The organism is Vibrio sp. 10N, from assembly GCF_036245475.1.
GTDB lineage: Bacteria > Pseudomonadota > Gammaproteobacteria > Enterobacterales > Vibrionaceae > Vibrio.
This window is the reverse complement of record NZ_BTPM01000002.1, coordinates 1,445,698-1,460,068: the sequence shown is the minus strand read 5'-3', so window position 1 is coordinate 1,460,068 and position 14,371 is coordinate 1,445,698. Positions and strand designations below refer to the sequence as shown.

Genomic DNA, 14,371 nt, shown 5'->3' with positions numbered 1-14,371 from the left:
TCTCCTTAGGCCGACTGAGTTGTAGGCTGATTAAAAAGTGGGGTCACGGTTTGCTGACCAGCGACATGACAAGCGATCGCTTGCTGCTGCGATATCGGCAAAAACGCAGGCATGGAGGCGCTACACTCGGGTTTATAGTGTTGGCAGCGCTCTTTGAATGGGCAGCCTTTGTGGTTAATTAGCGCGCTCGGTGGACTGCCCGGAATGGTCGGCAGGCGATCCATATCTTCGCTTACCGATGGAATGGCGTTGAGCAGTCCTTGGGTGTAAGGGTGTGCTGGGTGAGCAAACAAGCTTTCAGTATCCGCTTGCTCCATGCGGTTGCCGCCGTACATCACGAGTACTCGGTCGCACATTTCTGCCACGACGCCCATGTCATGGGTGATGAGTAAAATAGCAGTATTAAACTCGTGCTGAAGCTCTCGCAAAAGGGACAGGATTTGCGCCTGTACCGTCACATCTAGCGCCGTTGTTGGTTCATCAGCAATCAACAGCTCTGGACGACATAGCAGCGCCATAGCAATCATTACCCTCTGGCGCATGCCGCCTGAAAGCTCATGAGGGTATTGATTAAGGCGAGTCTCCGGAGAGGGAATACGTACAGCATCAAGCATTCGAACTGATTCGGCTTGTGCTTCAGTGCGCGACAGTCCTTTGTGAATGATCAGTACTTCGCAAAGCTGCTTACCGATCTTCATAAATGGGTTGAGCGAGGTCATTGGGTCTTGAAAGATCATGCTGATCTTCTCTGCTCGAATGTGGTTGAGCTGTCGTTTAGACATCGCCAATAGGTTTTCGCCATGCAAGTTGGCCTCGCCAGACACCTTGCCATTGTGAGCCGTCAGCCCCATGAGCGCGAATACCGATTGGCTTTTGCCTGAGCCTGATTCGCCGACAATACCTAAAGTCTCGCCAGCACTGATGCTATAGCTGAGATTGTTGACCGCCTTGACCGTACCGTCAGGCGTTGCAAACTCAACGTTCATATTATTTACCGTTAATATCGTCATAATGTGCATTCCTAGCGGTCTTTAGGGTCAAGTGCGTCGCGAAGACCATCACCAATGAAGTTAAAACAGAACAAGGTGGCGACTAAAAAAGCCGATGGAAACAGCAGTTGCCACAAGGCGACATCGATGGTTTTTGCACCTTCAGCAATCAAGATGCCCCAGCTAGTATCTGGTGGTTGAACGCCCAGACCCAAAAAGCTCAAAAACGATTCAAACATGATGAAACCAGGCACCATTAAAGAGGAGTAAACCATGACAATGCCAAGTACATTAGGCAAAACGTGGCGCCTCACTATGGTGAGCCTTGAGACACCAATTGAGTGCGCCGATTCTATGAACTCTCGCTTTTTAATACTGAAGGTCACGCCTCGCACCACGCGAGCGATGCCTAGCCAGGAAACCATGCCGATGACAACAAAAATCAGGTAGATGTTGTTGCCAAACAGAGTGACAAAGAGGATCACCATGAACATGAAGGGGACGGAGTCGAGGATCTCGATGACTCGCATCATGACACTATCGACGACACCGCCAAGATAGCCAGAGATACTTCCCCAAATGGTGCCGATAACCACCGCGACAAGTGCGCCCATAAAGCCCACCATGATAGAGAGCTGACCGCCTTTCATGGTGCGAGCGAATAGGTCTTGCCCTAAGTCATCGGTGCCAAAGTAGTGCTGCGAGCTGATTGATGGCTTACCCAGTTCATACGGGTCGGATACCACGTTCCAATCGATCTCATCATGACTAAAAGGGGTCAGGTGTGGTCCTGCGGTTATGCAAAGTACGATAAAAGCGAGCAGATAGATGGAGGTCATTGCAGCACGATTTCTGCGAAATCGGCTCCATGCATCTTGCCAAAGGCTGCGACCTTCGACGGCTTCCATTTGACTGGTTTCAATATGGTTGATGACCTGCTCGGACAATTGAGAGGCATCGAGTTTTTTTGTGGTGATCATGGTGCCTCCTAGACGTTAATTCGCGGATCAATCACTGTGTATAAGATATCGACAATTAAGTTGAACAGTATGGTCAGAGAAGCGACGATAAGCGTGATTCCCATAACCAGCCCATAGTCCCGGTTAAGTGCGCCGGATACGAAGTGCTGGCCCATGCCGCCAGTACCAAAAAAGATATCGATGATCACCGAGCCCGTAACCACAGCAACGAACGCAGGGCCAAGCATGGCTACGACAGGGATTAATGACGGCCTTAGTGCGTGATGAAACAGGATGTAGCTGGTGGAAAGGCCTTTCGCTTGAGCGGTGCGAATATAGGGTTGGTTTAGGGTCTCTATCATCGCGCCGCGCATCACACGAGCGATACTGGCCACCGAGCCAATCGCCAAACTGAGTACTGGCAATACTAGAAATGCCGCCGCGCCATTTTCCCAGCCACCAGCGGGGAGCCAACCCAAATGAATCGAGAAAATGGTCACTAACACCGGTGCGAGCACAAAGGCGGGGATCACGACGCCTGTCATTGATAGCGACATTAAAAAATAGTCCAAACGACTGTTACGATTTAGCGCCGCCAGCGTCCCCAATATCATCCCGACCGGTACTGAGATACAAAATGACAATACGCCTAATACCGCAGAGACAGGCCAAGACTGAGCGACCAACTGAGTCACCGTAAAGTCCTGATAAACAAAACTTGGCCCCAAGTCGCCTTGAAGGAAATTTTTGATATAGATGCAGTATTGAATCAAAAAGGGTTCGTTGAGGTGAAACTTGGCCTCGATATTGGCACGCACCACTTCTGGCATTGGACGCTCCATATCAAATGGGCCGCCAGGGGCAATGTGCATTAGCCAAAACGAGACCAGGGCGATGAAGAGTAGGGTAGGGATGGCGATACAAAGACGCCTCAGGATGTACCACAACATAATCGTCTCCAATAAAGAAAAAAGGGCCTACCTACGTGCTATGACGTTGCTGTCAGGTCGACCCAAAAGTGGTGTCTTAATGTGCTGTGACGTAGACGTTCTTGCGGTAATAAGAAGACTCAGGATTGGTGCGCTCGTAGCCACCGATATAAGGCTTCACCAGATACTGGTCATTACCAGGGCGGTAGACGGGAATGATGGCCATCTCATCAATGAGTAGAGTTTCCGCTTCGATGTACGCTTGTGATGGATCCGCCATGACTTTCGATTCATTCATGAGTTTGTCGTAGAGCGCATTGTTGAACTTAGAGTCGTTGTACTCACCAGTGGAGACAAATATGTCTAACCAAGTCGATGCTTCGTTGTAGTCTGCTGTCCAGCCTCCGCGGCTGACGTTGCCTGGATCTTTGAGCGCATAAAATACTTTTGGTTCGAGCTGCTGGATTTCAACTTGTACGCCCAGAACACTTTTCCACATCCCTACCATCGCAGTCGCCATCTTCACATCGTTAGAAAAGGTCGGAACCGTAAAGGTGAGTTTAAGTGGGTTGTCTTTGCCATATCCTGCATTAGCGAGAAGCTGCTTCGCCTTTTGGTTGCGCTCTTGCTGCGTCCAGTTGGCAAACTCAGGCGTGTGGCTGCGATAACCATCAGTTTGTGGTGGCACCAGCGTAAACATAGGGATACCGCCATTTTTCAAAATCGCCTTGGTCAGAATGCTGCGGTCGATAGCGTAAGAGAGTGCTGTTCGAACACGAACATCTTTGGTCGGCCCTTTTTCGGTGTTGAGGTAGTAGAACGTGGAGCCGAGTGATGCGCTGGTATCCGCCACTTGTTCGGGGAACTGTTTAAGAAGCTTGTTTTTTTGCGCCGATGGAATCGACAGCGCTTCATCAATTTCACCCGCTAGATAGCGGTTGAGGGAGACGTTCGCATCCCCAATGGGTAGCCAAGTGATCTCTTCAAGTACCACGTTGCCGGCGTCCCAATAATGTGGGTTTTTCTTCATCACCATCTTCTCATTCACTTTCCAGCTCTCTACGCTGAAAGCACCGTTCGTGACGATATTGGCAGGCTGAGTCCATTCGCTGCCGTACTTTTCAACGGTGGCTTGATGCACTGGTGCTAATACGGGGTGGCTTAGCAGCTTAATAAAAAACGGTACAGGCTGTTCAAGAGTGACTTCGAAGGTTAGGTCATCGATGGCGCGTACGCCCAAAGTTTCTGGTGCGGTTTTGCCAGCCATGATGTTCGCCGAGTTTTTGATTTTCGGAATGGCGGCAAACCAAGCGTAGGGAGAAGCCGTTTCTGGATTCAGTAGACGTTGCCAGCTGTAGACGAAATCGTGAGCCGTTAATGCCTCGCCATTCGACCAATTAGACTCACGCAGGTTAAAGGTGTAGACCGTATTGTCGGCATTGGCACTCCAAGATTTAGCAATACCTGGAATCGTGCGACCTTGTTTGTCTTGAACGGTGAGCCCTTCAAACAGGTCACGCCCTAGGTTAAACGCAGGTTCTGCCGCTTGCTTTGCAGGGTCAATTGAGGTGACTTCCGCACCGTTGTTGAGCGTGATTGATTGTTCAGGCGCAAGTTGCGTGCCTTGTGGGTAGGGTTTTGCTATTGCCCCCGTCGCGAGCACACTGGCGACGAGCGTTCCTAACATCAGTAGCTTGGTCTTTTTCATCACTTCCTCGTTGTGTTTGGTTCGTTATCGTTATCACAAGGAGAAAGGTATATTGTATAAAATGCGCTCGCAATGAAATGTTAACATGACATTAACAAAGGGTCGGTTGCTAGGCTGGTGGGTCTTAGTTTTTGAGACTGAAAGATATTCATACCTCAAAACAGCCTTGGAGTTGGCGAACTACTTCCGTTAGAGAACACGGGTTGTCTGGAGATTATCTAATTCTTAACTAGTATAAATGATACTGGTCACGGAGGTGAACGCGATGATATTTCGGATAATAATTAGTGGTCTGTTTGCTGTTTGTTCAGCGCTCATCTATGCCCAAGAGGCGATTATTTTTGGTGTTGTCCCTCAGCAAACGGCATCTAAGTTGGCAGCACATTGGATTCCTATTACTGCCTACCTATCCGAGGAAGTGGGTGTACCGATTCGGTTTGCAACGAAACCTTCTATTTCTCTCTTCGAGCAAGAGTTGGCTGACCAAACTTATGATATCGCTTATATGAATCCATACCATTACACAGTATTTAGTGATCAAAGTGGATACGTCGCGATCGCCAAGGCAAAGGATAAAGTGATTAAAGGCATTATTGTTGTTCCCAAAGAGAGTGACATGATGTCGCTGCGTGAACTCGCGGGGCGTGATATGGCGTTTCCTTCTCCTGGTGCCTTTGCGGCAAGTATTTTGAGTCGAGGTTTTTTGCAGCAGCAGGAGATTCCGATTAATCCGGTTTACGTTCAGTCTCATGATTCCGTCTACTTAAATGTCCAGCGCGGCGTGTTTCCTGCTGGTGGCGGGGTAAGGCGCACATTCAACGCGGTTGACCCTAAAGTACGTGATGGACTCAAAGTGTTGTGGGAAAGTGATGGGTTTACCCCGCACGCGATAGCGGTAAAGGGCGATGTTTCTGCAGACATACGGCAACGCTTGCAACAAGCCTTTGTCAAAATGAGTATTGAATCCCCCGAGTTACTTGAGCCACTCAAGATTAAGGGGTTTGTAGCGGCGAACGATAGTGATTGGGATGATGTTAGAGCGCTAAATATCAAATTGGATCTGGGCGTTGAGTAGCGAGTGGTTTATTTATGAAGTTTAGAACCAAGCTGATCGTTGGTATTGCTAGCATTGAGGTCGTGTTTCTACTCGTGATAGTGCTCTCTGCATTGAACTTCCTGACGGATTCCAATCGAGAACTATTCCAAAATAAAATGGATACAGCACTTTCTTTGCTTCAACAAAGCTCCATTGATGCATTGCTTACATACGATATTGCTCGTTTGGAGAGCTTGGCGAATGATTTGTTGTCCGACCCAGATGTATTACTTGTGAAAATAGAGATGTCAGGTACAGAAGTAGTGAGGGTGGGACAGCAGGTCGATCTCTCTTTACCCCTTCCACAAGAATATATTGTTCGCGAAAGAGATATATCGATTCAAAATCAGAGTATAGGAACATTCTATCTGTTGTTTGATGGTCGAAGAGTTGACGCTGTCGTTTACAGGTCAGGTATTTATCTCGGCTCGATTGCGCTGTTCGCTACCGTTATTCTGGTGTTGGTTACCTTTGTATTTGGTTGGGTATTAACAAAAGAACTGTTCAAGCTCAGTGAAGCAAGTAAAAAAATAGAGCAAACGGGGCCAGGTTATACAGTCGCTCACCAAAACCGGGATGAGATTGGGCAAGTGATTGATGCGTTTAATCATATGTCGGTCGCTATGGCGAACCAGTACCAACAGCTCGAGCGCTCAGAGCAGCAAGCAGTTGCCGCTAACAAAGCAAAAGACGACTTTTTAGCGCTAATGAGTCATGAGATACGAACGCCATTAAACGGCATTCTTACGATGTCGAAAATTATGGAGGCAGAGCTTTCGGGCGATCACAAAGCACACTGCAAAGTGATCAATCAGTCTGGTGAGCATCTGCTGCTCATTCTCAATGACATTCTCGACTTTTCTAAATTAGAGCAAGGAAAGCTTGAGTTAACGCAAGAATCGTTTCACATCGAAGAAGTAATCCAGCTAGTTCAGAGTTTTTTTCGTGCTCAATGTGTCACCAAGGGTATTACGTTAACGCTGAATAACTCCATAGCAAGCAATGTTATATGGCACGGCGATAAAGTACGCCTTAAACAGATAATATTTAATTTGATGAGTAATGCGATCAAGTTTACGTCTCATGGTGAAGTGACGGTAACTTTCTCTGCTGGGACTGGACAGAAGTCGTTGAATATCGAAGTTCTCGATACGGGGACGGGAATTGAAAAAGAGAAACTGGAGTCGATACTTCAACCGTTTACCCAAGCCCATAGTACGATTACTCGTGACTATGGTGGCACAGGGTTAGGATTGGCTATTGTGAATCGATTGGTTTCTTTAATGGATGGACAATTGGAAGTTCGCAGCACTGTTGGGACTGGAAGCGTCTTTACTGTGCGTTTGCGTTTAGCGAGTGAACTCAAGAAAACAATGTCATCTGGTGCCAACCTTGCCTCCGCGAAGCAGTTGAATGATATCTCTTGGAGAGCACCAGAGGGCGCTCGAGTTTTGTTGGTTGACGACAACAAAATTAATTTGATCGTTGGTAAAAAGTGGTGTCAAAAACTGGGCTTTGTTGCCGATGTCGCAGGAGGGCATAGTGAAGCTATGAAGAAGCTATTCGATCGTGAATATTTGTGTTTGCTAGTGGATCACCATATGCCGGAAGTGTCGGGTATTGAGTTGGTCAAAAAGATGTTGGCAGTCAAGCCAGATCTGCTTATTTTTGGCTGGACCGCTGATGTCTCAGAGCAAAGTTATCAAAACTTTATGGATGCTGGGGCAAAAGGAGTGTTGGGAAAACCTCTCGATATTAACGAATTCAGTGATGTAGTGATCAGAAACTTATCTAGAGATACTGCTTAGTTGCTCAAACTTACTTGTTCTTACCTTTACACCTGACTAATCAAGCCGCTGTCATAATGTCGTTTTAACTCGCAGTTAGTTTTAGAACTATGCTTCTGACAGAGGATATTTTCTGCATAATGTAACCCCTAACGCTTGTTGCTGATGAGCTCTGGTAATTAATACAGATTGTCAGCCTTTATATGTGAAGGGCGCCGAAACAGTGAAAAATTCAGATTACACTTGGGAAGAATCATTTGCCTCCGATGTTAGATTGAAAATCACACACTGGAAATAGGAGGAAAAATGAAGCTAGTTTTTTCGATAGGTCGAGCTAGATTAGACTTGATCACGCCGTGCCTATCACTATCGGTGAAGGCGACAAGTGGAAGAGGTAGTTGTCTTAACAACTCTTCATTGACATGTCAGATGAAGGCTTTTGAAGGGCCTCTACCTGTTGGAAACTACTATATTGATCCAAAAGAAATCAGTGATCCAAACATCGTGGGTGATCTACTTAGGAAAGTTTCGGGTGATTGGGGGGACTGGCGAGTAAGACTTCATCCATTGGCTGGTTCGAAACGACATGGAAGAGACAACTTTTTTCTTCATGGTGGCAGTTTACCTGGTTCAGCTGGATGTATCGATATTGGAGGTGGGCTCATTGGTAGCCCGATAACAGACAAAATACTTAGTTATATAAGCTCTAGCCAGGTGAAAATTCCTGTTGAGGTGACAGAATGAATAGATGGATTTTTATCTCTGTATATGCTTTTTCGGCCGTATGTCATGCCGAGATAATAGATAAATTACCATCTTTCGAAAGCATGTGGGTAACAGCTACTGTACTGGGAATCCTGTTCCTCCTAGCTTCGATGAGATTCAGGCTCTCGCCAATAATTGCTGCTTTTGTGTCATTGATATTGGCTTCGAGTTTTTATGATATGTATGTTGAGCCATCGTTTAGGCAGGCTGTTCTAAGTGAAATGGGAAGCATGTATTTCTTCAATGGTTATGCATCTTCGCTTACTGTCTTCATTCTGTCGTTAATAGGGCTTTATATGCGTAAAGTGCTTCGAAGTTAACGTAGAAATGGCTTGCTAGCTTTCATTTGAGCGTGAACTGTTACTGAGTTTAGCTCTGAAAGTGAAGTCACATTTCACTAACACTTCAGTTTACACCCCATCAGACTCTGTTATTTTCATGCGTGCACTCTTTGATCAAGCTTCATCTCTAAGACTCGGTAAACCTCTCAGACACTTTTTTAAGCAGCCCCCCATCTATATTCGGCAAGCCATCAGAAAATAAGATTTGCTTGCCTGGGGTGAAGCGCATGAGCACGTTGGTTTGCTCTCCCTCTTCGTTGGAATTGTTAATCGCGTTGAGTTCAATCAACTTGGCGTAGAAGTCTTGTTCGAGTTGCTCTTGTTGGGTTTGAGTGAGCCGGATACGACCGATGCAAAAGCTCGGGGCAATCGGGTGGGACAGGGATTCGTCTTGGAAGCGCTGACGAAATAGGGAGTCTAACTCTGAGCCTTCTTCAGTGAGAAAACGGCTACCTGATTGGTAGATGACGCCGTCGCCATAATCTTCGATGTAGCCAAGGATCTCTGCGATGCGCAGATAGAAGCGCAGGCTGGTGTCATCGAGGTTGTAGGTTTTAGCGATCTCTTCTGGAGCAATGTTGCGTGCGGTGAGCATGTAGACAAAGTCGAGTAAGTAAGGGTGCTCAAGAAACAGCTCACTGAGATCGCCGCCAATCATTTGCGCATTTTCATGCTGTATTTGATTGGCGATCTTGGAAAGCTCTACTAGGTCGGTATTGAGATAGTTCACATACATCAGGATTTTGTCTAGACCTAATGTCGGGCTGTGCAAATGACGTTTAATAGTGGACAGTGGGATACCGGTCTTTTCGGACAGCGCACTGTAACCCAGCCTTTCGTCTTTGAGTTTTTTGCGGATCGCCGCAAGTATAAATCGAGGTCCTACATGCATCCTTGCTTACCTCCCAAGCGAGTCTAGTGTTAATTGCCAGCTTTCATTAAGCTGGCTTTTTTTGCCTCTCAAGCAGCAGATCGCGAATGGCGTTACCTGCTTCGATAATGTGTTTTTTCAACAGATATTTTGCGCCGTCGACGTCTTTGTTTCGGCACATATCGAACAGTGCTAAGTGTTCATCTTCTGCTTTTTTGATGCCGGTCGTGAACAGCAGCTGCAAGCGAATATAGCGATCGCATTTGGTGTTGAGGTTGCTGATCACATCCATGGTTTCCGGCATGTTGGCTGGACTGTAAAGCGCTTTGTGGAACTCAAAGTTGTAGTTGCTCCACTCTTCGACTTCATCACCGCTGTTGACCACACTTTCAAAACGTTCGCGCACTTGTTGAGCGCGTGCTAGATCGTCTTCGGTCATGTTTTGAATCGCGCGTTCAAGGATGTGGCATTCGATGACGGCTCGCAGTTCAAATAGCTCATCGATTTTATCCGGTGAAAGCTCAGTCACCGTGGCACCTTTATGTGCTTCAAAGCTAACTAGCCCTTGAGCCTCAAGCTGAACCAGTGCTTCACGTACGGGAATGCGGCTGACGTTGAACTCTTTGGCTAAGGCGTCTTGTCTAAGAGGTTGCCCAGTTTGCAGCTCACCTTTGAGAATTTGCGTTCGAATGGCCTCTTCTACCAATTGGGTTCGGGTTTTAAAAACGGGCTTTTGTGACATCCAAGTCTCCAAGAAAAAGATATTTTATCCAATATACACTGAGTGTAGCGAATTTGGCGATGGTTCCGACTAGATTGCCACTATTATGAGAAGCGCGAGGCAACAAAGGCACCAATTGGTGCCTTTTTGACCAGTCATTAACCAAGCGCGTCAAAGTTTTGCGGCACCGACAATGGGTTGCCTGATTTTAACGCTTCAGGCAATAGGGCATCGGGGAGTGCTTGATAGGCAACAGGTCTTAGCCAGCGTTCGATGGCGCTTGCACCGACTGAGGTCGAGGCTGCATTGGTCGAGGCAGGATACGGTCCGCCATGAACCATGGCGTAACTTACTTCTACCCCCGTTGGCCAGCCGTTAAAGACGACTCTACCGGCCATCTCTTCGAGTCGAGCCAGTAGCTGTTTCGCCGTAGGGTAGTCAGCTTCTTGGGTGTGAAGTGTTGCAGTCAATGAGCCTGTTAGCGTTTCACTAATCGCTAGCATGTCACCGACATCTTTGCACATCACCACCATGGATTGCGGGCCGAAAATTTCCTCTTCCCACTGTGGATTGGCGCGCCATGCATCGCTGTCGGTAACAAACAGTGCACTTGTAACCTCGGCAAAACCTTGGTCTTGGGTGGTGCACATCAATCCCGCTTCACTTGCTCGTAGTTTGCTTTGCTCACAATAGCTATTGCGAATGCTAGGGGTGAGCAAAGTATGCGGCGCATGCGCAAGAAGCAGTGTCTGAGCGGACTCAATAAACGCGCTGGCAGGGACACTATCGACAACAAATACCACTCCAGGCTTAGTACAAAACTGACCGCTACCTAATGTCATCGATTGAACATACTGCTCAGCAAGTTGCTGCGGATTATCGAGTGCTGAAGGCAGAATAAAGGTTGGGTTGATGGCACCCAGCTCACCATAGAATGGAATGGGGACCGTGCGCTGCTGAGCAAGATCAAACAAGGCACGGCCACCAGTGACAGAGCCAGTGAAGCCAACGGCCTGGATCCTTGGATGGGTCACTAAGGATGTACCAAGCTCGCGCTGATTACCTTGTAGTAGCGTAAAGATGGCTTGAGGAAGATCGCACTCGGTGAGCGCTTGCTCGATACATTTAGCGACCAGCTCACTGGTTCCAGGGTGTGCGCTGTGACCCTTAACAATCACCGGGCATCCTGCAGCAAGTGCCGATGCGGTATCGCCGCCAGCCGCTGAGAAGGCTAACGGAAAGTTGGATGCGCCAAAGACGGCAACTGGTCCAATGGCAATGTGCTGCTTGCGAATGTCAGGTTTTGCTAAAGGCGTTCTCTCTGGGTTTGGCGTATCCAGCGTGGCTCGTGACCAAGCACCTTGTCTTAATACCTCAGAAAATAAGCGCAACTGATTGGCGGTGCGACCTATCTCGCCGTTTAGCCTAACTAAAGGCAGCGCTGTTTCAAGGTGTGCACGCTCGGCAATGACACTGGCGTTTTGCTCAAGTTTGGCAGCGATCGTGTCGAGAAGCTGAGCTCGCTTATCGGCACTCTGCTGGCGAAATGATCGAGCGATAGCATGGGCACTTTCACAGGCGACATCCACATCCTGCTTACCATGAACGGGAAAGTCATCTGCTAGTGGCTCACCAGTGAAGGCGTTAATGGCTTGAAATGTAGGGGGCTTGAGCATGGTGGTCGTTTCCTTTGTTGTTATTTGACTTCAAATCCGTAAGCGTATGGGTCGTTGTCATCGACCCAAATTGTGTTGTGTCCGTAAACCTGAGCCCAACCTTCGATGCTCGGTAATATCGCGGGGCGGCCATTGACGGTGGTCTCTGATTCAATTCGGCCATGAAATAGACTGCCGATGATGCTTTCATGGATAAAATCATCACCAGGTTTGAGCAGTCCCTTGGCGTGCCACTGTGCCATACGTGCACTGGTACCCGTGCCACAAGGTGAGCGATCTAGGGCTTTATCGCCATAGAACACAGCATTCTTCGCCGTGGCATTTGGCTGGGTTGGCGTACCCGTCCAAAGTACATGGGAGACCCCTTTCACGGTTGGGTCGTCGGGGTGCACGCACTCCACTGCTTCTGACACTGCTTGGCGAACTTTTGGACTGAGCATCAAAATCTCATCAGGAGAGTAATGTTCGAGTCCCGGATAATTCTCTTGTGGATCGACAATTACGTAGTAGTTGCCGCCGTAGGAAACATCGACGCTGATCTCTCCCATACCTTCCACGTAAACCTTCACATCTCGATGAGCGAGATAGGCAGGCACGTTATAGATCTTAACGGAAGTGACTTTGTCCTCTTGCATTTGGTAGTCGATGCGAATTTGCCCGGCGGGCACATCTAGGATCAACTTACCCGGCTGTTTTGGATGGATCAGCTTGTTTTCAATGGCAGAAGTAACGGTGCCAATGGTGCCGTGGCCACACATGGGCAAGCAGCCACTGGTCTCGATAAACAGAATTGAGGCATCGGCATTATCACTGCAAGGTGGCAGTACGACGGAACCCGACATCATGGAATGGCCGCGTGGCTCAAACATCAACGCCTGACGGATCCAATCTAAGTTCTCCATAAAGTACTGGCGCTTTTCGCTCATGGTGGAGCCTTGTAAGGGGGGAACACCGCCAGCGACGAGTCGCACCGGATTGCCACAAGTATGGGCATCAATACAGAAAAACGTGCCTTGTCTCATTTTCAGATCCTCTGATAAGAAATTGGTTGAATTACACTCTAGCAATGTTACTTTGATGTTAAATATATTTTATACAATTTATTTTATGAAGTGTGACACGGAGCAAGATCATGACCGCTAAACAAGGATCAACTCAACAGAATGTCGCCGTGATCGGCGCGGGAGTTATCGGTATCACGTCGGCGTTGAAATTACAGCAGCTCGGTTTCAATGTGACGATTTTTGATCCCCAAGGTGCCGCGCAAGGATGTTCAAAAGGCAACGCGGGACACATCGCAACAGAGCAAGTTTTTCCCCTTGCTTCACCCAATACAATCAAACAAATCCCCAGTATGTTGTTTTCGCCGCAAAGCCCATTGTCCATCCGCTGGAGAGATGTGTTGAGCACTTTGCCATGGATGGTTCGCTTTCTTTTTAGTGCCAGAAAACGGTCATTTGATGCGTCGACGCGTGCCCTAACAGAGCTTAATCAGCATTCATTACCGAGCTGGGAAACACTACTAAGTTCTATCAACGAAGAGGGATTAATCAAGGTCGATGGCTCTCTGCTCGTGTTCGAAAGCGAGACCCTGTTTGAGTCCTATCAAGAGACGCTCAATGCTCTAAACCAAGCGGGTGTAGAATACCAAATTTGGGATCAGCTTCGTTTGCGAAGAAAGCTGCCGAAGCTTGGTTTACAGGTTCGTTATGGGGTCTTTTTTCCTAACACCGGACATACCATAGAGCCTTATGAACTCTGTGTTTCGCTCAATCAACGCTTTCAAGAATTGGGCGGAAAATTTGTCGAAAAAGGTGTGCTTACGCTCACCAAGCAAGGCGAAGTCATTACCGAAAATGGTGCTCAACAATTTGATCGCATTGTGCTCGCTGCGGGTCTTCATTCTGCGCCTATGGTGGCGTCGTTGACGGGTACCAAAGTGCCGATTCAAGCCGAACGAGGCTACCATGTCATGGTGGAGAAATTCGACCATGAATTACCGATGGCAGTAAGCAGTGCTGACCGAAAATTCATCATGACTCCCATGAAGCATGGCCTTCGATTAGCGGGCACCGTCGAGTACGGTTCGCCTTCTGCTCCCTTTAATCATAAACGTACCGAACTGTTGATAAAGCAGGGCGATATTATGCTGCAAGATGGGATTAATCCTCGCGCGCTAGGCGATCGTTGGATGGGGGAGCGGCCATCAACCAGCGACTCTTTGCCGGTGATCGATACGATCTGCGATGACAAGATCGTGTTGGCCTTTGGGCATCAGCATCTTGGGCTTACGCAGGCGGCGATCACGGCGGATTTGGTCAGCCAGTTGATCACCAATCAACCAACTTCGATAAATGTGGCGCCATTCACACTACGCCGATTTAGCTAAAAAATTTTAATATTTAATATTGTATAAAATATACTTCGTTATTATGTTAATTAAAGGTTAACAAAAACAGGCGTCCAAAGCCGTACCAAGATGCCTTTCGGAACAGGACAAAAAGGAGAACAAAATGTCTAAATTTCACT

Annotated in this window: 12 protein-coding genes; 4 read left to right on the top strand and 8 right to left on the bottom strand. The window is 47.8% G+C overall.

What is annotated here, in order from left to right:
- Nucleotides 1–5: 5 nt before the first annotated feature.
- The 4 genes from AAA946_RS22635 to AAA946_RS22620 all read right to left on the bottom strand — a co-directional run bounded on the left by AAA946_RS22635 (nt 6) and on the right by AAA946_RS22620 (nt 4,585).
- A complete protein-coding gene (locus AAA946_RS22635; RefSeq protein WP_338167001.1) occupies nt 6–1,010 on the bottom strand; it encodes an ABC transporter ATP-binding protein in 1,005 nt (334 codons plus the stop codon).
- An 11-nt stretch (nt 1,011–1,021) separates the two neighbouring features.
- Nucleotides 1,022–1,969, bottom strand: a complete 948-nt coding sequence (locus AAA946_RS22630) for an ABC transporter permease subunit (RefSeq protein WP_338167000.1) — start codon at nt 1,967–1,969, stop codon at nt 1,022–1,024.
- Nucleotides 1,970–1,977: 8 nt separating this feature from the next.
- Nucleotides 1,978–2,898 (bottom strand): oligopeptide ABC transporter permease OppB, encoded by a 921-nt coding sequence (gene oppB, locus AAA946_RS22625; protein WP_338166999.1) that lies wholly within the window; start codon nt 2,896–2,898, stop codon nt 1,978–1,980.
- Nucleotides 2,899–2,974: 76 nt separating this feature from the next.
- The gene (locus AAA946_RS22620; protein WP_338166998.1) at nt 2,975–4,585 is read right to left on the bottom strand and encodes a peptide ABC transporter substrate-binding protein; all 1,611 of its coding nucleotides are present in this window, start codon (nt 4,583–4,585) and stop codon (nt 2,975–2,977) included.
- 265 nt (nt 4,586–4,850) lie between these two features.
- Here AAA946_RS22620 and AAA946_RS22615 point away from each other — a divergent pair, with 265 nt between their 5' ends.
- From AAA946_RS22615 to AAA946_RS22605, 3 genes are all read left to right on the top strand, one after another.
- Entirely contained in the window at nt 4,851–5,660 is an 810-nt protein-coding gene (locus tag AAA946_RS22615) for a phosphate/phosphite/phosphonate ABC transporter substrate-binding protein (protein ID WP_338166997.1), read from the top strand.
- A 14-nt stretch (nt 5,661–5,674) separates the two neighbouring features.
- Complete coding sequence (locus AAA946_RS22610) at nt 5,675–7,489, top strand: ATP-binding protein (protein WP_338166996.1); 1,815 nt, start codon at nt 5,675–5,677, stop codon at nt 7,487–7,489.
- Between the two features lie 285 nt (nt 7,490–7,774).
- Entirely contained in the window at nt 7,775–8,212 is a 438-nt protein-coding gene (locus AAA946_RS22605) for a tlde1 domain-containing protein (RefSeq protein WP_338166995.1), read from the top strand.
- 489 nt (nt 8,213–8,701) lie between these two features.
- Here the strand turns inward: AAA946_RS22605 and AAA946_RS22600 are convergent, their stop codons facing one another.
- From AAA946_RS22600 to AAA946_RS22585, 4 genes are all read right to left on the bottom strand, one after another.
- On the bottom strand, nt 8,702–9,466 hold the full coding sequence (locus AAA946_RS22600) for a transcriptional regulator (protein WP_338166994.1): 765 nt from the start codon (nt 9,464–9,466) through the stop codon (nt 8,702–8,704).
- A gap of 46 nt (nt 9,467–9,512) precedes the next feature.
- Nucleotides 9,513–10,187: a GntR family transcriptional regulator gene (locus AAA946_RS22595; RefSeq protein ID WP_338166993.1), complete on the bottom strand. Its 675-nt coding sequence runs from the start codon at nt 10,185–10,187 to the stop codon at nt 9,513–9,515.
- Nucleotides 10,188–10,324: 137 nt separating this feature from the next.
- On the bottom strand, nt 10,325–11,842 hold the full coding sequence (locus AAA946_RS22590) for an aldehyde dehydrogenase (NADP(+)) (protein ID WP_338166992.1): 1,518 nt from the start codon (nt 11,840–11,842) through the stop codon (nt 10,325–10,327).
- Between the two features lie 20 nt (nt 11,843–11,862).
- Entirely contained in the window at nt 11,863–12,864 is a 1,002-nt protein-coding gene (locus tag AAA946_RS22585) for a 4-hydroxyproline epimerase (protein WP_338166991.1), read from the bottom strand.
- A gap of 110 nt (nt 12,865–12,974) precedes the next feature.
- Here AAA946_RS22585 and AAA946_RS22580 point away from each other — a divergent pair, with 110 nt between their 5' ends.
- Nucleotides 12,975–14,231 (top strand): NAD(P)/FAD-dependent oxidoreductase, encoded by a 1,257-nt coding sequence (locus AAA946_RS22580; RefSeq protein ID WP_338166990.1) that lies wholly within the window; start codon nt 12,975–12,977, stop codon nt 14,229–14,231.
- The last annotated feature ends 140 nt before the right edge of the window (nt 14,232–14,371 follow it).

Excerpts from the sequence above, each read along its gene's own strand:
- AAA946_RS22635 (WP_338167001.1), bottom strand. The coding sequence starts at position 1,010 with ATGACGATATTAACGGTAAATAATATGAACGTTGAGTTTGCAACGCCT.
- AAA946_RS22630 (WP_338167000.1), bottom strand. The coding sequence starts at position 1,969 with ATGATCACCACAAAAAAACTCGATGCCTCTCAATTGTCCGAGCAGGTC.
- oppB (WP_338166999.1), bottom strand. The coding sequence starts at position 2,898 with ATGTTGTGGTACATCCTGAGGCGTCTTTGTATCGCCATCCCTACCCTA.
- AAA946_RS22620 (WP_338166998.1), bottom strand. The coding sequence starts at position 4,585 with ATGAAAAAGACCAAGCTACTGATGTTAGGAACGCTCGTCGCCAGTGTG.
- AAA946_RS22615 (WP_338166997.1), top strand. The coding sequence starts at position 4,851 with ATGATATTTCGGATAATAATTAGTGGTCTGTTTGCTGTTTGTTCAGCG.
- AAA946_RS22610 (WP_338166996.1), top strand. The coding sequence starts at position 5,675 with ATGAAGTTTAGAACCAAGCTGATCGTTGGTATTGCTAGCATTGAGGTC.
- AAA946_RS22605 (WP_338166995.1), top strand. The coding sequence starts at position 7,775 with ATGAAGCTAGTTTTTTCGATAGGTCGAGCTAGATTAGACTTGATCACG.
- AAA946_RS22600 (WP_338166994.1), bottom strand. The coding sequence starts at position 9,466 with ATGCATGTAGGACCTCGATTTATACTTGCGGCGATCCGCAAAAAACTC.
- AAA946_RS22595 (WP_338166993.1), bottom strand. The coding sequence starts at position 10,187 with ATGTCACAAAAGCCCGTTTTTAAAACCCGAACCCAATTGGTAGAAGAG.
- AAA946_RS22590 (WP_338166992.1), bottom strand. The coding sequence starts at position 11,842 with ATGCTCAAGCCCCCTACATTTCAAGCCATTAACGCCTTCACTGGTGAG.
- AAA946_RS22585 (WP_338166991.1), bottom strand. The coding sequence starts at position 12,864 with ATGAGACAAGGCACGTTTTTCTGTATTGATGCCCATACTTGTGGCAAT.
- AAA946_RS22580 (WP_338166990.1), top strand. The coding sequence starts at position 12,975 with ATGACCGCTAAACAAGGATCAACTCAACAGAATGTCGCCGTGATCGGC.